Consider the following 21,279-nt stretch of genomic DNA (forward strand, 5'->3'; position numbering starts at 1 on the left):
TCGGTCACTGCGACTGCCCTTCAGGGGTGCGTGCGGGTCAGGAGCCGGTGTCGACGTTCACCGCGGGGACCGCCCCGGTGCCGGCGCCCCACTCGTCGAGTGCCTTCTTGCACGAAGGGCGAACCGGAGCGGGTACGCCCGGTGTCTCAGGCGACGACGCGCAGGCGCGTCACGCCCAGGTCGAGTGCGCCGCGGACATGGCCGTTCGGCGCGGCCGCGGTCCGCTGGAGGAACCGGACGGCCTCGGCGGTGATCACTTCGCCCGGCAGCACGTTGGGGATGCCCGGCGGGTACGCGGCCAGGGTGTCGGCGGAGATCCGTCCGACGGCCTCCTCCGCGGCCACGACCAGGCCCGGGCTCAGGAACGCCTCGCGGGCGCTCAGCTTCGTGGCACCGGGAGCCGGCAGTCGCAGCATTCCGAGTCCGGCTCCCGCTCCGGTACCGGTACCGGCCGGGGCGGTGGTGAGCGGGGAGGGCAGGGTGTGCAGGGCCTCGACGAACCGGTCGGTGTCCGGGGCCGACCCGGCGCCGATCACGGCGACGATCGCCGCGTCGGTCGCCACCTCGACCATGATCTGGTGGTCCCCAAAGAGCCGGCGCCTGGCTTCGTGGCCGGTGATCCCGCCGGCCCGGGTGTCGATCGCGAGGCGCAGCGGATCGGCTCCGACGATGTCGGCGAAGGCGTGGAACCCGTCGCTCACCACCGTGAAACGGCCCAGCGCGCGGACGGCGCGCCGTACCCGGTCGGCGGCCTCGATCGAGCCGCCCGTCGCGGCGGCGCCGGTGACCAGACTCCTTCGGGCGAGGTCGAGCGAAGCGGTCAGCAGGGCGCTCGCGCTGGTCGACTGCACGAGCCGGAAGGCCCGGTCCACCAGCGGTTCGAGCAGGTCCGCGAAGGGGCCCTCCGCCAGGTGGAGCATCGCCGACTGGGTCAGGCTGCCCGCCAGCTTGTGCGTACTCGACGTCGCCAGGTCCGCGCCCGCGGAGAGGGCGTTCGCGGGAAGCCCGGGGTGGAAACCGAAGTGCGATCCCCAGGCCTCGTCGACGATCAGCGGTACCCCGGCGGCGTGGGCGGTGTCCGCGATGGCACGTACGTCGGCGACCGCGCCGAAGTAGCTCGGGGAGACGATGTACACGGCGGCCGCGTCCGGCGTCCGTTCGAGCGCCTCCGCCACGTCCGCAGCGGTCACACCGTGGGCGATGCCCTGCTCCGGGTCGACGGACGGCTGGACGAAGACGGCGTCCAGGCCCGAAAGCACCAGTCCGTCGATCACGCTGGAGTGCACGCTGCGCTGCACGACGAGGGTGCGTCCGAGGGCGGGGGCGACCATCGAGGCGATCTGATTGCCCTGCGAGGCCCCGTTCGTCAGGAACCAGGTCCGCCGCGCGCCCCAGGCCTCCGCCGCCAGCGCCAACGCCCTGTCCAGCGGGGTGTCCGGGCCGAGGTCGATGCCGTCGAGCAGCGGCGGGAAGTCCAGGGCCGTGATCCGCGAGCCGAAGAGACCGGCGAGATCCGATCCGGGGGCCGCGGCATGGCCGGGGACGTTCAGCCTCAGCCAGTCCCGTCCCGCGTGGCGCAGCACCGCCTCGGCGTACGGGGCGCACAGCTGACCGCCGTCAGGAAGGGAGGGAGCGGGGGAGAAGGAGGGGGAGGGGGTGCGGTGATCGGTGGTTCTTGTGTTCACCCCCGGAGCGTGGCAGCCGTCCAGCCATCGAGGAAGGGTGGACTTTTCGTTACCCCTCCATACGATGTCTATATGCTCGACGTCAGGCAGCTCCAGGTGTTCCGTGCCATCGCGCAGGAGGGCTCGCTCGCCGCGGCCGGCCGCGCCCTGCACTACAGCCAGCCCACGATCACCCACCATCTCGCCGCCCTGGAAGCCCACTTCGACGCCCAGCTCGTCCAGCGCGGACCGCGCGGCGCCACCCTGACCGAGCTCGGTGAGGCCCTGCTGCCGCACGCCGAGGCCGTACTCGACCGACTGCGCCACGCCGAACTGGAGGTACGCGACCTCGCCGAGCGTGGCATGCGCACCCTCCACATCGGTACGTTCCCCACCGCGGGCGCCCTCCTGCTGGCACCCGCGGTCAAGCGCCTCCACCGGCAAGGCGTCCACATCTCGCTCACCGAGGGCGAACTTCCCCTGCTGCTGCGCGGGTTGCGGGCCAAGGAGCTCGACGCCGCCCTCGTCTTCTCACAGCCGGGCGACAGCCTCGACCTCGACGAGCACTTCGAAGTGCACCCGCTGCTGTCCGATCCGCTGCTCCTGGTCATGCCGGAGGACCACCCCTGCGCCTCGCGGGACCAGGTCTCCCTCGGTGAACTGCGGGACACCGCATGGGTGGGCGCCGCGGACCCGCACGACCCCTGCGACCGGGTGCTGGCATGGGCGTGCGGCCAGGAGGGGTACGAGCCCCTGCACGTGATGCGCACCGACGACTACGCGGTGGTCCAGGGCCTCGTGGCCGCGGGGACGGGCGTGGCCCTCGTCCCGCGGCTCGCCCTGGGCCCGTACCGCCCCGACCTGGCCGTGCGGCCCCTGGCCACGCCCGCGCTCGCCCGGGAGATCAGCGTCGCCGTACTACGGTCCACCTCGGCCGGCGCCGCCCAGGAACTGATCGAGGCGCTGCGGGAGCAGGCCGCGCTGATCACGGACCGCTGGGCGGCGGCCTGATCCCACGAGGCGACTCACGGGCCCGGCGCACTCACCCCGCGTCGATGCCGACGTCGCGCCGCAGGAGGTCGTCGTACGTCTCCCGGCGGACCACCTCACGGGCCTCGCCGTCGCGGCAGAACACGATGGGCGGCCGCCGGGCGCCGTTGTAGTTGTTGGCCGGCGAGGAGCAGTAGGCGCCGGTCACCGGCACCGCGACGACATCGTCGACGCGCGGTTCCCGCAGGCGGACGTCACGGATCAGGGTGTCCCCCGACTCGCAGTGACGGCCGACGAGATCGCACGGTTCGCCGCCTCCGACGCGCGAGGCCACGGCGGCCTCGAACCGTTGGCCGTACAGCATCGGCTCCAGGTTGTCGGAGCAAGCGGCCGCCTCCCCGCAGAGGGGAGACGGCCGCTGCTGCTGTCAACCGGGCCGATCGGTCACATGGCCGGCCGGGGATCCGGCACCGGCAGGGGTGCCGTCGCCAGCGCGGCCACGGTCCACCGCTGGGCGTCACTGCGGTTGCAGCTCCAGAGCCAGAGCTGGGTTCCGCTCTCGGTTCGGGCCCCGTTCAGGTCGAGGCAGCGTCCCGAGACGGGGTTGAAGATGCTGCCGTCCGCTCGGGGATGGAACTGCTGGGCGGGGTTGCCCTTGCAGGTGACGAGCTGGATGAGGGTCCCGTCGGTGGTTCCGGCGTTGCGGGCGTCGAGGCACTTGCCCTGTACCCGGATGGATCCGTCGCCGCGCACTTCGAACGTCTGCGGGCCGCTGCCGTTGCAGTCCCAGAGCTGGATCTTGTTGCCGTCGGCCGTGCCTCCTTGGTCGTTGTCGATGCACTTGCCACCCACGACGGTCAGCGAGATGGGGCCGGCGGCCCCCGGGGCGACGGGGGCAGTTGCGTACGGGTAGACGGCGAGGTTGCTGACTCCGCCGATGAAGCCGCCGAAGGTGTCGGGCTGCCCGTTGACCTTGTACCGGCCGAGGACGAGCGGTCCGACCGGGGCCGGGCTGTCGGCGGCCCGGTGGTGTCCGCCGGCGGCGAGGATCCCGTTGGCGTACAGGCTCATCCGGCCCGTGTCGGCGTCGTAGACGGCGGTCAGCCGGGTCCACTCGCCCTTGGTGACGCGTGCTGCGGAGTTGCCGCCGGGGGAGGTCCAGTCGTACTCCCAGCCGGCGGTGTCGCCCTTGGCCAGGGCGAAGCTCCAGGTGCCGTTGGGATCGGCGTAGAGGGTGAACGCGCTGCTGGTCGTGCCGTCCTGGCTGAGGACGAGGCCGCCGGCGCTGTCGACCTTGGCCATCGTGGAGATGGTGAAGCTCTTGCGCGTGTCGATGACCTTGTCGGTCCCGGTGCCGGCGGTGATGGTCGAGTCGGCGCCGCTGAAGGCGGCGTAGGGGGTGGTGCGGCCGTCGACGGTGCCGGTGGGCCAGGTGATGCCGGTGGTGGTGGCGGGGTTGTTGCCGATCTTGCTCGGGGTGGTGGTTCCGCTCTGACCGGTCAGCAGCCACTGGAAGCGGGGTGTGTTGAGGTTGCCGAGGGGGACGACGGTCGGGTCGATCCCTGTGACGGTGGGGTGCTGGGTCGCCGTGCCGAGGCCGGTGAAGGAGACGAGCTGCTGGTCGGTGCCCACGGCCCACAGGTCGGGCACGCCGTCACCGGTGAGGTCGCCGTCGGAGCCGATGCGGGGGTAGGCCTTGGGGTCGACCTTGCCGGTGAGCGTGCCGGAGGCGGGGTCGGTGAATCCGGTGAGGTCGGGCGCCTCGGGGGTGCCCTTGACCGTGAAGGCGTGCAGGGATCCGTCGGCCTTGGAGCGGGCCCAGAGGGTGGGGAAGTCGGTGCCCTGGGCTCGGCCGGGGGTGATCAGGTCGTAGGCGTCCCAGCGCTGGTCGTTGGCTGAGAGGAGGATGGCCGGGGAGTTGAGCTCGTCCGCGCTGCCGGCGGGGCTGTGCCACAACCGTCCGTTCTCCACGAACACAAGGGAGGTGCGGGGCAGGTTCCCGTCGCCGTCCGCCTCGTCGCCCGTGATCGACCCGAGCGCGACGATCTGTGTGACGTCGGACCAGTTGGCGCTGTATCCGTGGGCTGCGCAGTCAAGAGTCGCCAGTGTCGGAGTGGCGCACCCGACGGGCTTGACCAGCTTGCCAGCAGCCTGTCCGTCGAAGCGCCCCCCGTTGCCGTCGTTGGTGTACAGGTGCAGATCGGGGTTCCCCGGCTCGTGCGCGATGAGGTCGTCGATGTTCTTGAAGCCCAGGCTGCCGCGGTGGGTGGTCTGGATGTTGCTCCATCCGTGGCCGCCGGGGGCGGGTCGGATCCGGGCGTTGGGTGCCGCGTACGGGTCTGCGCCGCCGTTGAACTGGCGGAGGTTGCCCGCACCGTCCGGGAGCAGGATGTCCGCTTTCCGGTCGCCGTCGACGTCGCCGAAGATCGGCGCGGGGGCGTTGGGGTCGGACGGTGCGTAGTAGCTGTAGGCGACGGGCTGGGAGAGGTTGCCCGCGATGTCCTGGGTCTGGAAGTAGAGGAAGTTGGTGCCCCAGCGAGGCGGGGTGACCTTGATGTCGGTCTTGCCATTGTTCAGCTTGACGATGCCGGGAGCGGTGTCGGTGCACTTCCAGCTGGTGTTCGCGGCCTTGACCGGGTCGGTGGTCCAGCGGCCGCAGGCGAGCCCGGAGAAGTGGCCGCCGCCGAGCGGGGCGAGGTCGGTTCCCGAGAGGGTGAATGTGCCTTCTTCACCGGCCTTCTTGGGGTGGGCGTCGATGGAGCCGGAGGCGGGGAAGTCGATGGAGGTGACGGCGGCCGTGGGCGGGGTGCGGTCCACCCGGAAGTAGCAGAGGGCCGAGTCAGCGCTGGTCAGGGTGCCGTCGGTGGTGCGGGCCTTCCAGCCGTACGCGTGGCCGTCGTGGATGAGGTCCGGCTGCTGGTCGAGGTTGACGGCGACCTCGCCGTAGTCACCGTTCCAGGGTGTCTGGGGGTAGAACGTCTGCTGTCCGCGGTCCTCGTCCCAGATCTGGAACGTGGTCTGGAGCTGCTGATGGGTGGGGGACCAGGTCGAGGCGTTCAGCGTGATCCCGGTGTGTGCGCCGATCCAGCCGGGGTTGTCCCAGGGGTTGGCCGTTCCGGGGGTGGTGCAGTCGCCGTGGACACCGGTGTCGGCGAAGGCGGGGGTCGGGTTGGTGCGGGGCCACCAGATGGTGGGGGTGAAGTCGTACTTGACGACGATGTGTGGGGTGTTGCTGAAGCGCTGGCGGAAGTGTTTGTTGTACTCGTCGTCCGGCGCGAGACCGAAGGTGAAGTTGCTCCACTTGTCCCGGGCCGCTGCCTTCATCTGGCTGACGACGTCGAAGGAGATGTCTCCCGAGCCGGACATCCAGGTGCTACCGATCTTTGCGCAGCCGGCCATGCGGGACGCCTCGCCGCAGGGCTGGTGGTCCCAGCTGGTCGGGTTGCCGATCGGCGGCGTGTGGTACAGGCCCATCGGCGTGTTGGTCGAGGGGCTGGAGGAGGAGACGACCGTGGCGTACAGGCGGGCTTCGAGGACCTCGGCGCCGTGGATCGTGGAGTTGATGCCGACCTGGAAGTAGGCGCGAGTGCGGCCGATTCCGGTGCAGGGCGGGTTGCCCACGTCGTAGCCGCAGTAGCCGGTGGCCGGCTTGTCCTGGCCGTCGGTGGTGCCGTTGTACTCGTTGGTGGACCGGTACGCCTCCTGGACCTGGGCCCAGGCCTGGGTGGTGTTGTCGAGCGTGGGGTTCAAGCCCGGGTCGATGAACCAGGGGCCGGTGCCCTGACTCAGCAGTGCGGCGTCGGGGACGAGCTGGATGCCCTTGGCATCCACCGAGGTACTGATTTTGGCGACGGTGGCTCCGGTGCCCGGGCCGTCCGTGGTCGAGGCGACGGTCGGTCCGCCCTCGGCTGGGGATGCCGCCAACGTGCGGGTGCCCGCTGTCTTCGACACGCTCTGTTGTGGGGCGGCGGTGGCCGAATCCCACATCATCGGTGTGGGTGCCGAGAAACGGATCCGTCCCTGGGCATCGGCCGCCTTGAGGTTGCCCGCCGCGTCGGCGGAGACGGTCAGGCCGACGGTCTCGACACCGAGTTGAAGCTTCTTCACTGCCGGGTTGGCCGCGGCTTCGGGTGTGCGGACGATGAGGATCTGGCGCCAGCCGCCGAGGGTGGTCGCGCTGAGTTCGAGGTCGACGTTCGGCAGGACGCCCTGGTACAGGGCGCTGTCGCCGTTGAGGGTCGGCTTGGGCAGTGCGAACGGGGCTTTGAGCGCGAGCTTCTTGCCGTCGGCGGTGGTCATGGTGGCCATCGGGCCGTTACCGCCGCCGGAGAAGCTGAGCTTCGACGGTACCGCGCTCGGGGCGATGGAGCCGTCGGCCTGGACGCGGAGCGTGGGATCGATTCCGCGCCAGTTGCCTGCGGCGTCCTTGACGCGCTGCGGGACCGGCGCGGTGTCAGTGGTGAGCGTGCCGTCGGGGTTGGCGAAGGTCTGCGTGTTCTCGGTCGTCAGATGGCCGACGACGGTCTGCTTCCCACTGGCTTTGGCCTCGGCACGGGCGGCGTCCAGCGCCTTTTCGGCCTCCGTGGGCGCAGGCTTCGGCGTCGGGGCAGGCCAGTTGGGATTGGCCGGGCTGTGACCAGGACTGGCCGCGGCATGGACCGGTGGGGCGGCGAGCAGGCCGGCGCCGAGCGAGAGGACGGCGGCGACAGGAAGCACGAGCACGCCCGACGCGGCACGTCGACTTCGGAGGCCAGGCGGCCAGGGTGTGCGTGAAGGAAGTTTCGCCCTCAAGGCAGAGGTCCTCGCTGTGAGCGGTCTGTGGACAGAGATCAGCCGCACCGTTCCTTCCAGTCTGCAAACCTGTCAACAGTCTGTGAGATTCGAATGTCCACTTCATGGCGGCGCATACCGGCTTGCACCCCGAGTGACATTGGTCATGCGATGTGGATTCCGTAAATCCCTGGGCGTGTCGAACGTCCGTTCCTTAAAGTGCGTTCGATCTGGGCCCAGTGGCCCGGTGTCGCCATGTTCCTGTTTCCTGTGGGGGGATTCAGTTGTCTCGTAGGGGTGGGTTCGCCATGCGTTGGAAACGCGGGCGAACGCGGGTAGCGGTCACCACCGCGCTCGCGGTTCTCTTTTCTGGTGCGGGTCTTCCCGCAGTTCAGGCGGCGGAGACGCCGCCGAAGGTGTGGGTGCCGCCGAATACGCCGCTGCCTGACGCCAAACCGGTGAAAGGTTCGAGCGCGAAACTGGCCGGAAATGCGACACAGGGCGGCCGGAAATGGTCGGTGCCGAAGGATTCGGCCAAGCCGGCCGGCGCGGCCGTCGTGAATCTATCGGGGGAGGGAAGGGGCCGGTCGGTGACCGGTCTCGATTCGGCGCGTGCAGGCGAATTGCCGGTATGGGTCGCATCCCGCGATAGCGCAAATCGGCCAGTTTCGCTGGCGCAAAGTGCTCTTGGCTCCGGGGCCGGTGACAGCTCTACCCGTCGCGCCGAGGTCAAGGTCGAGGTCAAGAACGATGCCCAGGCCCGCGCCGCGGGCGTCAACGGCGCCCTCGTCGCGTTTACCGGCACCGCCGCCGTCGGCGCCATCCCTGCCGGCAAGCTCCAGGTCGGCCTCGACGTCTCCGCCTGGGCCAAGTCGGCCGGGGCCAACTGGGCCGACCGGGCTCGGCTGGTCCAGCTTCCGGCGTGTGCGCTGACCACGCCCGGAGCGCAGGGCTGCACCCGGCGGACGCCGGTCGAGACCCGCCGTGACGGCTCCGGGCGCCTGGTCGGCGAGGTCGACGCGCCCAAGGGCCCGGCTGCGGGCATGCTGAAGGCGCCGACAGCGGAGAACTCGGCCTCCGCCGCGACCCCGCAGGTCCTCGCCCCCCAGTCCGTCGCCCTGGCCGTCGAGCCCGGCCCGTCCGGCGCGAGCGGTGACTTCACCGCGACCCCATTGCTGCCCTCCGCTTCCTGGCAGGCCGGTTCGAACGCCGCCAACTTCACCTACGGCTACACCGTCGAGCTGCCCTCCACCATCGCCGGCCCGGCCCCTGGCCTCGGCCTGGGCTACGACTCCTCCTCCATCGACGGCCGGACCGCCTCCACCAACGCCCAGGCCGGCCTCTTCGGCGAGGGCTGGGACTGGCACCCGGGATCGATCTCCCGTACGTACAAGTCCTGTAAGGACGCGGGCATCAAGGACTCGGGCGACGAGTGCTGGGCGGGGGACATCCTCTCCCTGAACCTGGCCGGCCACGCCGGCCAGATCGTTCGTGACGACGCAACGTGCGTCTACCGCCTCCAGGGCGAGGACGGCACGAAGATCGAGCGGCTCACCGGGCAGCGCAACGCCGCCTGGAAGGGCGAGGGCTTCAAGGTCACCACGACCGACGGCACCCAGTACTACTTCGGCGCGAACCGCCTACCTGGCGGCGACGGCACCGACCCCGAGGCCAAGTCCGTCTCCACCGTTCCCGTCTACTTCAACAGCGGCCAGGACAAGTGCCTCGGCGCCGACACCCCCGCCAACGGCTCCTGGGCCCAGATGGGCTGGCAGTGGAACCTCGACTTCGTCGTGGACCCGCACCAGAACCTGCTCCAGTACCGCTACGAGCAGGAGGGCAACTTCTACAGCCGCGGCGGCGGCCAGAACGACGGCAAGGGCACCCTCACCGCGTACCAGCGCGGCTCCTACCCGACCTGGATCGGCTACGGCCAGCGCCTGCCCGACCAGCTCGCCGCCAAGGGCGCGGCCAAGCCCGCCGCCCAGGTGTGGCTGCGTACGACCGAGCGCTGCTTCGCGTCCGGCTCCATCACTTGTGACCCGTCCCAGCGCACCAAGGCGAACGCCAAGTCCTGGCCCGACACCCCGGTCGACCAGGGATGCGCCGCCACCGGCCAGTGCCTGAACCTCTCGCCGACGTACTTCACCACCAGGCGCGTCACCAAGATCGACACCGAGGTCCTGGACGGCACGAACTACCGCACGGTCGACTCGTACGCCCTGAACCAGTCCTTCCAGGATCCGGGCGACGGTACCTCCCCGACCCTGTGGCTGGACTCCGTCCAGCGCACCGGCACCAACGGCAAGACCCCGCTGACCCTCCCCGCGGTCTCCTTCCAGCCGATCCAGATCCCCAACCGCGTCGACGGCGTCGTCAAGCGCCCGGACGGAACCGAGGCCTCCGCGCTGCCGTACAACCGCCCGCGCATCCAGGCGATCACCACCGAGACCGGCGGCCGGATCAACGTCGTCTACAAGGCCCCGGAGTGCTCGCGCCTCCAGAACCGGATGCCGGCGTCCGAGGACGCCAACACCATGGCCTGCATGCCGGTGAAGTGGTACCTGCCCGGCCAGTCCTACCCGGACCCGGTCAACGACTGGTTCCACAAGGTCGTCGTCCAGTCCATCACCCAGCAGGACCTGGTGGCAGGGCAGGTCTCCACGGTCACGGAGTACGAGTACGGCGGCGGCATCGCCTGGCACCGCAACGACTCCGAGTTCACCGACCCCAAGACGCGCACCTGGGACCAGTTCCGCGGCTTCGCCACGGTCACGACCCGCACCGGCACCGGCAGCGACGGCCCGCGCACCAAGTCCGTCGCCACGTTCCTGCGCGGCATGGACGGCGACGTCCTCGCCAACGGCACCAAGCGCAGCGTGGACGTCACCGACGCCCAGGGCGGCACCATCAAGGACGAGGAGGTGCTGTCCGGCTTCGTTCGCCAGACCCAGACCTACGACGGTGACGGCGGGAACGTCGTCGCCGACGAGGTCTCCACGCCCTGGCTCGGCGCGATCACCGCGACCCGCGCCCAGTCCGGCGGCATGCCGCCCACCACCGCCCGCGCCATGAACACGGCCAAGGTGACCAGCCGCGTAAAGCTGGCCAACGGCAACTGGCGCACCAGCGAGCGCACGTCCACCTACGACAACACCCTCGCCACCCGCCCGCTCAAGGTCGACGACTGGGCTGACACCTCACGCCTCGACCAACGCCTGTGCACGATGTTCGAGTACGCCACCGCCCCCGATGGCTTACCCACCCCGTTGGTCTCGCGCACCCTGATCTTCTCGGGCGGCTGCGGCGAGCCCCCCAACCGCAACAACACGGTCGGCGACACCCGCACCTACTTCGACAACCTCCCCCTCGGCCAGACCGGCACCACCGCCGACCAGACCGGCACGGAGGTCCTGGAGCGCTACGACGGCTTCAGCACGCCGGTCTACCGCCTGAACGCCACGTCGACGTACGACGCGTACGGCCGCGTGACCACCACCACCAACCACACTCGGAGGGACGCCGCCCACCCGGGCGGCGCGGTCACCAAGACCGAATACACCCCGGCCACGGGCGCCCTGCCGTCGGAAGTCACGCACACCAACCCGCTGGGCTGGAAGTCCGTCAACACCCTCGACACCGGCCGCTCCCTGCCGGTGAAGACGAGGGACGAGAACGACCACGTCGCGGAACGCGAGTACGACGCCTTCGGCCGTATCGTCAACGTCTGGCAGCCCGGCCAGGAACGAGCCAGGGGCTTCAAGCCGGTCCGCACCTTCTCGTACGGCATGAACGGCACCAACGCGCCGTCGACCGTGCTGAGCAAGGCGCTCATGCCGGACGGCCAGACCTACAGCTCCACCTACACGATCTACGACGGCATCGGACGCATCCGCCAGACCCAGGCCACCACGGCCTCCGGCGTGGACGGTCGCCTGATCACCGACGCCCTGTTCGACTCGCAGGGCCGGCAGGTGAAGACGAGCGCCGCCTACTACAACGACGAGGCTCTGCCGTCGGCCGCACTGTTCCTGCCCAACGGCGGGGTCCAGCCCGACAGCAAGATCCCGTCCCAGACCTACCAGGTCTTCGACGGCCTGGGCCGTCCGACCGCCACGGTCTTCCAGTCGTACGGCGTGGAGCAGTGGCGCTCGAAGGCGGAGTACCTGGGCGCAGACGAGGTCCGTTCCGTCCCGCCCAACGGCGCCTTCGCCTCGGCGTCCATCACCGACGGTATGGGCCAGCGGGTGGCGCTGCGCCAGTACAAGGCCAACACGCCCACCGGCTCCTACGACGAGACGACCTACGGCTACAACGCCCAGGGCAAGGAACTATGGCGCAAGGACTCCGCAGGCAACGAGTGGACCTTCGCCTACGACCTCCTCGGCCGCGTCGTGAAGACGAGCGACCCTGACGCCGGCACCGGCACCACCACGTACGAGGACGCCAAGAACCAGATCACGGTCACCGACGCCCGCGGCAAGAGCGCCACCGTCGTCTCCGACATCCTCGGCCGGACCCTCGCCACCTATGAGGGCACGGTTGTCGACCCGGTCAAGCAGGTCGCCGGGTTCACCTACGACACCAAGGTGCTGGGCAAGCCCAGCAGCACCACCCGCTACGTCGGTGGCGTCGCAGGCCAGGCGTACGTCTCGGAGGTCACGGGCTACGACGGCGGCTACCGCCCGCTCGGCACCAAGACCACTATCCCGGCGTCCGAAGGCAAGCTGGCCGGCGTCTACGAGACCGCCAACACTTACACCGAACTCGGCAACTTGTGGAAGAGCAAGCAGCCTGCCATTCCCGCTGCAGGTCTCGGGGCCGAGACGCTCACCTTCAAGAGCGACATCATCGGAAACGTCGTCGCCCTCGACGGCCTCATCGGCTCGGCGCTGTCGCCATACCTGGTCGACACCCGCTACGACGCCTACGGCCGCGCGATCCGCAGCACGGTCGGCAAGACTGGCAAGCAGATCGTGTCGACCACCGACTACGACCTGGCCGCCGGCAGGCCGGTCCGCTCGTTCCTGGACAAGCAGACCTCCGCCAAGGCCGGCGTCGACGTCATCGACTACACCTACAACCAGGCCGGCCAGCTCACCTCGATCGGCAACACGCAGGACGGCACCGCCCGTGACCTGCAGTGCTTCACCCACGACTACCTGGGTCGCCTGACCCAGGCCTGGACTGACACCGGCGCCCAGACCACGGCTCCGCAGCCGTCGGTCCGCGGCATCGGCGGCTGCGCCAACACGGACGGCCCAACGGTGGACGGCGCTGGGAAGCCGAGCGTGGGCGGTCCGGCGCCGTACTGGCAGCAGTACGACTACGACAAGCTGGGCAACCGCACCAAGCTGGTCCGCAGGGACCCGACGGGCGACACGTCGAAGGACGCGACCGTCACCCAGACCTTCGGCACGGGCCCGAACACCCCCTCCACCGACCCGAAGACGGGCGGCGGCACGGGCGGCCCGCACGCGCTGATGACCTCCACGGAAACCGGCGCCGCCACGGGCACGAAGGTCATGTCCTACACGTACGACGCGAGCGGCAACACCACATCCGTCACCAGCACCCCGGGCACCAAGACCCTGACCTGGAACGACCAGGGCAAGCTCGACAAGATCACCGGCACCGGCGAGAGCGCGGGCACGAGCTACCTCTACGACACGGCCGGCAACCAGCTGATCCGCCGCGACCCGGGCAGCACCACGCTCAACCTGGGCAGCGACCAGATCACCCTGGATACCGCCAGCGGCAAGGTCTCCAACGTCCGCACCTACGGCGTCTCCGGCGGCCTGTCCGTCACCCGCACCACCAACGGCGGCACCTCGACCCTGACCTACCAGGGCTCGGACCACCACGGCACGGGCGGCGTCCAGTTCAACGCCACCGACCTCACCCACGTCCGCCGCCACTCGGACCCGTTCGGCAACGAACGCGGTACAGCGCCGGGCACGTGGGCGGGTGACAAGGGCTTCGTCGGCGGCACCAAGGAGAAGGCCACAGGCTTCACCCTCCTGGGCGCCCGAGAGTACGACCCGAAAACGGCTCGCTTCATCAGCCCGGACCCGATCATCGACCCGGGCGACCCACAACAGTGGAACGGCTACGCGTACTCCAGCAACAGCCCGATCAACAAGTCCGACCCCAGCGGAATGAAGGAGTTCTGCGACAACTTCACCAGCTGCACAGCCCCTCGTTCCAAGGGCGCTTCGGGTGGCAATGGCAATAGCACGGGTGACGCCCCGGGCAATGGTGGCTCGTCCGGTGGATCTTCCTCTGAACAGAAGGACTACGACGAAGCCCAGGACAAGGTCACCAAGGCCAAGCAGCGGACCGGTCAGCTCAAGCATGAGGTTGTCGAGCTCATCGGGGACCTGATCGGCTACAACGACGCCCGGGACTGCTTCACCAAGGGCGATGTGATGGCTTGCATCAACACGGCCTTGGGCGCCGTCCCCTGGGGCAAGATCGCGAAGGCGATCAAGGTCGGCATCAAGGCTTTCAAGATCTACAAGGAGATGAACAAGGCCTACGACGCCGTCCACGCAGCCGAACGCAACGCCTCCCGCGCCTCTGAAGCCCTCAGCCGCAGCAAGAAGGCGATTCAGGAAGCCCGGGAGGCCGAAGCGAAGGCGGCCAAGGCAGCCAAGGAGAAAGCCGGCTCGAAGTCCGAGAGCGACAGCGCAGGAACAGACTCCAAATCCAGCAGAAGCGAAGCGGACGGGGAAACCCAGTCCGCCAGCGCCGAATCCCGTGGTGGGAGCGGTTCGGAGGGCGGAGCCCCGGCCTGCAAGCTGAACAGCTTCCCGACCGGCACCCACGTCCTGATGGCCGACGGCACCACCAAGGCCATGGAGGACATCCAGGTCGGCGACAAGGTCATGGCGACCGACCCCCAGACGGGCGAGACCGCCCCGAAGGAGGTCACCAACACCATCACCACGCCGGACGACAAGGAGTTCACCGACCTCACTCTGACCGACGACGCCAACCCCCGCGGCCCGCCGGCGGTCATCACCTCCACCTACCACCACCCCTCGTGGAGCGAGACCCGCCACCAGTGGGTCGACGCCGGCGAGATCAAGATCGGCGAGAAACTCCGCCAGCCCAACGGCAGCACCCTCACGGTCCAGGCGACCCGTAACTACCCCTTCGCCGTCACCACACACAACCTCACGGTCTACGACTTCCACACGTACTATGTGCTGGCAGGCGCCACGCCGGTCCTGGTCCACAATTGTGGAGATGCCGATGAGCCGGTAAAGCTGTACCGATCCCCTCAGAAGGGGAATCGCGATTCAGAGGCAGGCGGGCTGAATCCGGAGAATCACAGGGCGACCGATTTGAACGGGCGTAACTTCGCCTACCTGGGAAATTCCCACTCAGTGGTGCGGCAGTATGCTGGCCAGGGTGTGTATGAAGACGGGTACCACGTGTTCACGATGAAGCCTGGGTTCTTGGATGAATTCCATCCGAGCGTCTATCGCCGATTCCATGACGATGACGGTGGGCTTCAATGGATCATCGAGGACATGGATTTCGATGATTTCAACTCCTTCATCGATCACGACAAGACCGAATGGGTACCCTGGAAGAAGGGTGTCCACTTCTGAGGGAGGGTTTCATGGAAGATCGTGACGGGATGTGGCAGCTCAGTGGGCTCCGGCAGTTCCAAGTCGTGCGCTGTGTCGTCACGGGACATCGAGGTCGTTTCGGCGTAGAGGTCTCGCTCGTTGATCCTGAATCAAGCGTTACGGCCTTCATCGATTTCGTCATGCTGACTGATGATGAGCGGCATCCGACACCAGCTGAATTCCCTCCAGTGGGTGACCTCCTTGAAGCTGTGACGCTAGATTTCATGCCGGGAGGTGAACTGCGTCTTTCGGCTCGCCCATCGTCGCTCGCGAGGCAACGGGGGGCGCAATGAGGGGACCTGAAAATCTGTTCGAAATGATGCCCGCTGGGACGGCATTTCGGCAGTGAATGCGCAACGGATTTTCTGACGCTTAGCGCTAATGAATAGGGAAAACTGCTGGGGAGTGCACGGACGCACTCCCCAGCAGTTTCCGTTCCATGGGTGTTGGGGCTTTGACGGCAACGGTGACGGCAACGTCAGCGGACGACGGCTGCGGCGGGTGGGTCGTCAGCGTCGTCGTGGGCGCCGAGGGCGTTGCCGAGGGTGTCGATGGCTTGGCGTTGGAGGCGGAGTCGGACGTGTGCGTAGACGCCGGCGGTGACGCCGATGTGGGCGTGGCCGAGGAGCTCCTTAATGACGACGAGGTCGACGCCTTGTTCCAGGAGCAGGGTGGCGGTCGAGTGCCGTAGGTCGTGGAATCGGATGCGTCGGAGTCCGGCCCGGTGGAGGAAGGTGCGGAAGCGGCGGGTGAGGTTAGCGGGGTCGAGGGGCTGGCCAGTGGGCGTGGTGAAGACGAGGCCGCTGTCTGTCCAGTCCGGCCCTGCGGTCGTGCGCTCCTTGTCGTGCTGCTGCTTGTGCTCCCTGAGGGAGTACAAGCATTCGGTGGGGAGTGCGATGCGGCGTTCGGATGCCCGGGTTTTGGTGGGCAGGTGGGTGAGTCCGCCGGTTCGGGTGCGCTGGAGCGAGTGGCGGATGGTGGCCGTTCCCGTGGTGAGGTCGAGGTCTTCCCAATGGAGGCCGAGGAGTTCGCCCTTGCGGAGTCCGGTGCGGAGGGCGAGTTCGTACAGCGCGTGGAGTCGGTCCGTTTGGGCGGCGCCGAGGAACTGCCGGGCCTCCGTTGCGGTAAGCGGCCGGAACCGTCTGGGTCGGTGCACAGTGGTCTTAACATTCCGGGCGACGTTCCGGGGCAGCTCGTCTTCGCGGAGCGCGTGTTCCAGCGCCGATTTGAGCACCGAGTGCACGTACGTGACGGTCGAGGGGGACAGGCGCTTCTGGCAGCACTCGCCGACCACGCAGCACTTCTTCCGTTCGGTGTCGAGTCCCTGGGTGCAGCACTGGCAGGTGGTGCGGAGCCGGTCGAGGAAGGTGCGGATGTCCTTGGCCGTGAGGCGGGCGATCTTCTTGGTGCCGAGGCCGGGGATGAGGTGGAGGCGAACGCAGGCGGCGTATCGGGTGTGAGTGTTCTCCCGAAGCCGGTGGACGGCGACGTTGCTCAGCCAGTAGGTGAGGTAGTCGCCAACGGTGCTGTCGGCGGTGGCGATGGGCAGGCCGCGGTTGCTGTCGGCGATCTTCTCGGCGAGTTTGTCGGCGGCTTCTCTCCGCGTGCTGCCGTAGACGCGGACGCGCTTGCTGGTGCTGTTGGCGGCGAGGACGTAGCTGGCGGCTTCCCAGCGGCCGTCTTTTCGCTGGTAGATGGTGCCTTCGCCGTTTGCGCGGGCCTTCTTGCGCTTGGGGGCGGTCATCGGGCGGCCTCTTCCAGGTGGTGTTGGACGTAGTCAGCGAGGGCGTGGGCGGGGATGCGGCGGGCGCGGCCGATGGTCAGGGAGGCCAGGCGGCGTGTGCGCAGGAGGTCGTAGAGGGCGGAGCGGCCGATCTTGAGGCGGGCCATGGCCTCGGGGACGGTGAGGAGTTCGTCGTCACGCACCTGCGGCCATCGCCTGTTCGCGCGTTGGTCCGCCGCCGATGAGGGCGGCGAGGCGTTCGAGGTCGGGTGTGAGGCCGGTGCCGTCGTAGGCCCAGTGGGCGAGGACGAGGGTGGTCGGTGAGATCGGAGGGGTGTGGCGGCGGTGCCAGGCGGCGCGGGCGGCCCGGAGGGCACCGAGGGTGGTGGAGTAGGCGCGGGTCTTGGTGGAGAAGTGGCCGCGGAAGCCGAGCATGTGGGCCCACTTGCGCAGGTTCAGGTGCTTGAGGTCGTCGCGGTTGCCGAGGGTCCAGGCGGTGCGGATCATGCGGGCGGCGTGCTCGGGTACGGACTCGAACCAGAGGTCGGTGATCCTCTTCAGCCGGTGGTTGAGGCTGCCGGTGGCGGCTTCGGTGCCCTTGGTCGCGTACTTGGCGACGTATCCGGCAACCTTGCCCTCGGTGATCGTGGTCCCGCCCTGGAAGGCCGCGGATCGGATGATCCTGGTGTCGACCTGCTCGCCGAAGGCGAAGGAGTGCGTGAGATTTTTGAGCGTGGGCCCGTCGACGTGGGCTCGGGCGGCCGCGAGCCGGATGGAGTCGGCGAGGAGTTCGGGGGTGGCCCATGCGGGTGGTGGGGTGTAGGGGCCTGCGGGGCCGTCGAGGCGGATGACGGCGTGGAAGTGGATCAGGCCGCGTTGCTGGTACTCGGCGACCTTGGCGGACGAGACCCGGACGACCCTGGAGAGCAGGCGCTGCGGGACACCGGCTGCGGCGGCGATGGTGCGGCGCAGGTGGAGCATGAAGCGGGCCCACAGGGCGGGGGCGTGGGCGTTCCACAGCACCGCGCCGGTGTAGTCGTACCGCTCGGGGTCGAGCGGGGTGCCGAGGCGCGGATCGTCCTTGGTGTGGGTGCGTCCGCATCGGCAGCGGGGAGAGCCGCCCGTGCGTCGGCCGTGGACCGGCCCGTACGACGGTGCTGTGAGCGTGGCGAAGACGCGGGGGTGTGTGGCGACCTGTTCGGGGATGTTCTTGCCGCCGCGCAGGCCGGCGGCGATGAGGTGGTAGGTGTCCTGGCGGTAGAGCTCGGCGCAGGAGGGGCAGCGGGTGCTGCGGCGGTTGCCGCAGCGGACCAGGAGGTGCCCGGCGGGAAGTTCCTTGGACTTCAGTTCGCGCAGGATCTCGCTGGTGAAGGCGTCGATCTCGGTGCGCTGCCCTTTGAGCCGGATCGGCTGGGCACAGCCACCCAGGGTGGACAGCTGCCGTACCAGGCCGAGCAGGTCCTGGTACCCGGTGAAGGCGGGCAGCGCGGCCGTGGCGGTTTCGGGGCGGGGGATTGTGGCGGTGGGGTTGTGCGGTGGCATGCTGGCGGGACCTCTCTGCGCTGCGGCACACGCGTGTGCTGTGGACGGGTAAGGGAGGGAGGCCCCGGCAGGGGCGAGGGTTTGGCGACTACACGCCCTTGCCGGGGATCACTGCGAAGCGGGACCAGGAGGCGGCGGTCACGCGGCCTTGTCCAGGTCGACGCGGTCGGGCAGGTCGCGGACCTTGAGCCCTTCGGCGCACATGAGGTCGTTGATCTGCCAGCAGGCTTCGGTGGGCAGGTAGACCGAGCGCAGCCGGACGGGGGTGCGCAAGTCGCCGACGGAGGCGATGGAGACGCCCTGGGGCATGGTGCGGTCGGCGGCGGTGATGTCCAGTTCCCGGCCGTCGGGGAAGAGGTGCAGGAAGTCCTCGACGGTGTCGACGCGGTGGCAGATCCGGGCGGGCAGATTGGTCCGCACGGCGGTGGTGAGCACGTCGGCGGAGGGCTTCTGGGTGAGCAGCCACAGCCGGATACCGAACTTGGCGCCCTGGCTGGCGATGGCCAGCAGTTCGGCCTCGAAGCGTTCGCGGGCCTTGCGGTCGGGGTGCCGGGTGTAGTTCGCCACCTCGTCGATCACCACGAGTAGCAGCGGCAGCTCGGGGCTGAATTCGGTGATGCGGTCGGTGCGGCCGGACCAGAACAGCCGCTCCCGGCGCTGCATCTCCTCACGCACCCAGCGCAGAATCTCGGTCGGCTCGTCGGGGTGGACGGCGTCGGAGACCTTGTAGGCGGTACGCCACCAGGGCGCGACTGCACCGAGGTTGGGGTCGATCACGATCAGCCGCACGTCCCGCATCAGCGACGCGTAGGCGAGGAGGGTGTTGACGGTGATCGATTTGCCGGAGCGGGTGAGGCCGGCGATGAGGGCGTGGGCGGAGTAGGCGAGGTTGAGCACGATTGGTGTGCCGTCTTCGTCCCAGCCGAGCAGCACGTCATCGGTGGAGACGAACTGCCCCGGTCGGCACACCGGGGAGCCGTCCGGGCCGAGCAAAGGTGAGCGGATCACCGCCTCCAGCGGCTCGCGCCGGAAGCCTCGCGCGACGATCACTCCGGGCTTGGGCTGGCTGATCCGGATGCGCCGCATACCCCAGGCGTCGCACAGGCCCTCGGATGCCTCTAGCCAGGCGCTCAGCCCGACCTGCGGCAGGGCATCGGCGGTGACGGTGACGCCGAAGGCGTCGGCGCGGGTGCGCAGGCGTGGCACCAGCACGCGCGGCTTGGTCGCTTGCTCCTGCGGGCCGTACTGCTGGAGCACGGTCGGGGTGGCGTCCTTGACTGCAAGGCTCAGCATCGGGGCGAGCCGCTTCCAGCCCCACCGCATCCGCCGCGCCTGCCGCAGACTGACCCGGGTCTCGGCATCGGCCTGGTACCAGCGGGCGAAGCAGTACCCGGCCCAGCCCAGCAGTCCGAGCGCGCCGAGGCCGGAGACGACCAGAAGCGCGACCCCAAGAGAGTTCTCGGGCATCAGGCGCCTGCCTTGACGGTGATCGCGTCAGCGCGAACGGAGACACCGTGCCGGTCCTTGCCGTTGATCTCGTTCTCCCAGGCCGAGGCGACAAGCCCGGTGAAAGCCACTGGCAGGCCGACCTTCAGTCCCTTGCCGAGACCCGGCTCCGGGACCTTTACGGAGATCACTTCGGCGCGGCCGTTGAACGCGAACATCACGTCCACCAGGTGCACGTGGGCGCCGGTGCCCCGGTCGATCGCGGGCTGTCGGCCCTCGCGGTCCTTGAAGTGCGGCCGGGGCTCGGAGGCCAGGATCATCAGGGCCTGGGACTGGTCAATGGGCATGGTCTTCACAGCAAACCTCCAGGTAGAGGGGTGCGAGTCACCCGTGTGGGTGATCGCGTGCCGCAACCCTACATTCATTCCATCCGAAGTCCATCCCTATTGAGTTCCATCCGTTCTTGCGGTGGTCCATCCGTCAGGCGGCTACTCTGACCCCGTGAGGCCGCTGAGCTGGTGAAACGCGACAGTCAGTGGGCGGCCTGCGGCGGGTGGAATCGGACTGGGACCAGGGATGGACATGGCTGCTGCTGACGAAGCGCGCTTGACGTTCGAACGCATCGCGGACGACCTGCGGCAGCAGATCCGAGACGGCGAACTGCGGCCCGGCCAGCTCCTGCCGACGCAGAGCCAGCTCATGCAGACCTACAAGGCATCGAGCCTGACCGTGCAGAAGGCCATCCGGCTGCTCAGGAACGAGGGCTGGGTCATCGCCCGCCAGGGACGCGGCACATTCGTCACGCGCTCGGCCGACTTCGAGGACGCCTTCGAGAAGGTCGCAGGAGACCTCCAGCAGCAGATCTACTCCGGCACCCTGGCCCCCGGTGCCAGACTGCCCGCGCGCGAGGTCCTGGCGGAGCACTACGCGGTGCCGCTCAACGTGGTCACCAACGCCATCGCCCTGCTGGCCGGTAACTTCCTCCTGCGTTACCCCGGTGAGCTGCCCGGCGACGAGGTCTACGTGCGCGACTGGGACGACCACGGCTTCGCCACCCAGCTCACCCACGGCCGCCTGGTCCGCAAGATCAGAGACGGATCACTGGCCAGGGGAGCCACGGTCACCGTGGACGAGGTGGTTGACACGATCGGCGGCGACCCGGAATCCGCCGACCAGGCCCTGACCTTCCTCGCCCTGGAGGGCAGGATGAAGAAGGCCCACCAGCGCAACGGGTCGATGGCGTACGTCGTCGTGGGGGGCGAGTTCGGCACTGAGGTGCCGGTCACGGTGCAGCCGGTGGACGAGTCGTCGACCGCCCCTCAGAAGGAGTTCCCGGCGGAGGCCGGAGTAGCGGATCTGGCCTACAAGCTGGAACGAGCCCTGGAGCGGATCGAGGAGCTGGAGGAGCGCGTCGAACGCCTCGAAGGCCGCGACGCCAACTGAGGCGGGTATGCGAACGGCAGCGTCCCCGAAGGCCGCAGACTGGCCTTCGGGGACGCTTCGC

At 69.0% G+C, this 21,279-nt stretch carries 11 protein-coding genes and 1 pseudogene; 4 read left to right on the forward strand and 8 right to left on the reverse strand.

Annotation, left to right across the window (positions count from 1 at the left end):
- Positions 1–146: 146 nt before the first annotated feature.
- Positions 147–1,685: an aminotransferase class I/II-fold pyridoxal phosphate-dependent enzyme gene (locus ACWG52_RS34725; protein ID WP_453126908.1), complete on the reverse strand. Its 1,539-nt coding sequence runs from the start codon at positions 1,683–1,685 to the stop codon at positions 147–149.
- 72 nt (positions 1,686–1,757) lie between these two features.
- Here ACWG52_RS34725 and ACWG52_RS34730 point away from each other — a divergent pair, with 72 nt between their 5' ends.
- Positions 1,758–2,675, forward strand: coding sequence for a LysR family transcriptional regulator (locus ACWG52_RS34730; RefSeq protein ID WP_389813107.1), 918 nt, complete (start codon positions 1,758–1,760; stop codon positions 2,673–2,675).
- Between the two features lie 31 nt (positions 2,676–2,706).
- Here ACWG52_RS34730 and ACWG52_RS34735 read toward each other — a convergent pair.
- Together ACWG52_RS34735 and ACWG52_RS34740 are read right to left on the reverse strand one after the other, a co-directional pair.
- A pseudogene (locus ACWG52_RS34735) lies at positions 2,707–3,033 on the reverse strand (diaminopimelate decarboxylase); the annotation flags it as partial.
- Between the two features lie 65 nt (positions 3,034–3,098).
- Positions 3,099–7,376 (reverse strand): ricin-type beta-trefoil lectin domain protein, encoded by a 4,278-nt coding sequence (locus tag ACWG52_RS34740; protein ID WP_453126910.1) that lies wholly within the window; start codon positions 7,374–7,376, stop codon positions 3,099–3,101.
- A 638-nt stretch (positions 7,377–8,014) separates the two neighbouring features.
- On the opposite strand from ACWG52_RS34740, the gene ACWG52_RS34745 reads away from it, so the two are divergent.
- Both ACWG52_RS34745 and ACWG52_RS34750 read left to right on the forward strand, forming a co-directional pair.
- Positions 8,015–15,043, forward strand: coding sequence for a polymorphic toxin-type HINT domain-containing protein (locus ACWG52_RS34745; protein WP_453126912.1), 7,029 nt, complete (start codon positions 8,015–8,017; stop codon positions 15,041–15,043).
- Positions 15,044–15,054: 11 nt separating this feature from the next.
- Positions 15,055–15,357: a hypothetical protein gene (locus ACWG52_RS34750; protein ID WP_453126914.1), complete on the forward strand. Its 303-nt coding sequence runs from the start codon at positions 15,055–15,057 to the stop codon at positions 15,355–15,357.
- A 185-nt stretch (positions 15,358–15,542) separates the two neighbouring features.
- On the opposite strand, the gene ACWG52_RS34755 is transcribed toward ACWG52_RS34750, so the two are convergent.
- The 5 genes from ACWG52_RS34755 to ACWG52_RS34775 form a co-directional block, all read right to left on the reverse strand.
- Complete coding sequence (locus ACWG52_RS34755) at positions 15,543–16,808, reverse strand: tyrosine-type recombinase/integrase (protein WP_453126915.1); 1,266 nt, start codon at positions 16,806–16,808, stop codon at positions 15,543–15,545.
- Entirely contained in the window at positions 16,805–16,990 is a 186-nt protein-coding gene (locus ACWG52_RS34760) for a helix-turn-helix domain-containing protein (RefSeq protein WP_043432604.1), read from the reverse strand. Before ACWG52_RS34760 ends, ACWG52_RS34755 begins: the two co-directional genes overlap by 4 nt.
- Positions 16,983–18,329: a replication initiator gene (locus ACWG52_RS34765; protein WP_453126916.1), complete on the reverse strand. Its 1,347-nt coding sequence runs from the start codon at positions 18,327–18,329 to the stop codon at positions 16,983–16,985. The genes ACWG52_RS34760 and ACWG52_RS34765 overlap by 8 nt, the downstream gene beginning before the upstream one ends.
- 138 nt (positions 18,330–18,467) lie before the next feature.
- The gene (locus ACWG52_RS34770) at positions 18,468–19,796 is read right to left on the reverse strand and encodes an FtsK/SpoIIIE domain-containing protein (RefSeq protein ID WP_453126918.1); all 1,329 of its coding nucleotides are present in this window, start codon (positions 19,794–19,796) and stop codon (positions 18,468–18,470) included.
- Entirely contained in the window at positions 19,796–20,122 is a 327-nt protein-coding gene (locus ACWG52_RS34775; protein ID WP_453126920.1) for an SCO3933 family regulatory protein, read from the reverse strand. Before ACWG52_RS34775 ends, ACWG52_RS34770 begins: the two co-directional genes overlap by 1 nt.
- 259 nt (positions 20,123–20,381) lie before the next feature.
- Here ACWG52_RS34775 and ACWG52_RS34780 point away from each other — a divergent pair, with 259 nt between their 5' ends.
- Positions 20,382–21,218 (forward strand): GntR family transcriptional regulator, encoded by an 837-nt coding sequence (locus ACWG52_RS34780; protein WP_453126922.1) that lies wholly within the window; start codon positions 20,382–20,384, stop codon positions 21,216–21,218.
- Positions 21,219–21,279 lie beyond the last annotated feature (61 nt).

Source organism: Streptomyces sp. CLCI03, from assembly GCF_053615355.1.

What these genes read in the sequence shown, in the direction of transcription:
- ACWG52_RS34750 (WP_453126914.1), top strand. Translation starts at nt 15,055, where the DNA reads ATGGAAGATCGTGACGGGATGTGGCAGCTCAGTGGGCTCCGGCAGTTC.
- ACWG52_RS34775 (WP_453126920.1), bottom strand. Translation starts at nt 20,122, where the DNA reads ATGCCCATTGACCAGTCCCAGGCCCTGATGATCCTGGCCTCCGAGCCC.
- ACWG52_RS34765 (WP_453126916.1), bottom strand. Translation starts at nt 18,329, where the DNA reads ATGCCACCGCACAACCCCACCGCCACAATCCCCCGCCCCGAAACCGCC.
- ACWG52_RS34770 (WP_453126918.1), bottom strand. Translation starts at nt 19,796, where the DNA reads ATGCCCGAGAACTCTCTTGGGGTCGCGCTTCTGGTCGTCTCCGGCCTC.
- ACWG52_RS34755 (WP_453126915.1), bottom strand. Translation starts at nt 16,808, where the DNA reads ATGACCGCCCCCAAGCGCAAGAAGGCCCGCGCAAACGGCGAAGGCACC.
- ACWG52_RS34730 (WP_389813107.1), top strand. Translation starts at nt 1,758, where the DNA reads ATGCTCGACGTCAGGCAGCTCCAGGTGTTCCGTGCCATCGCGCAGGAG.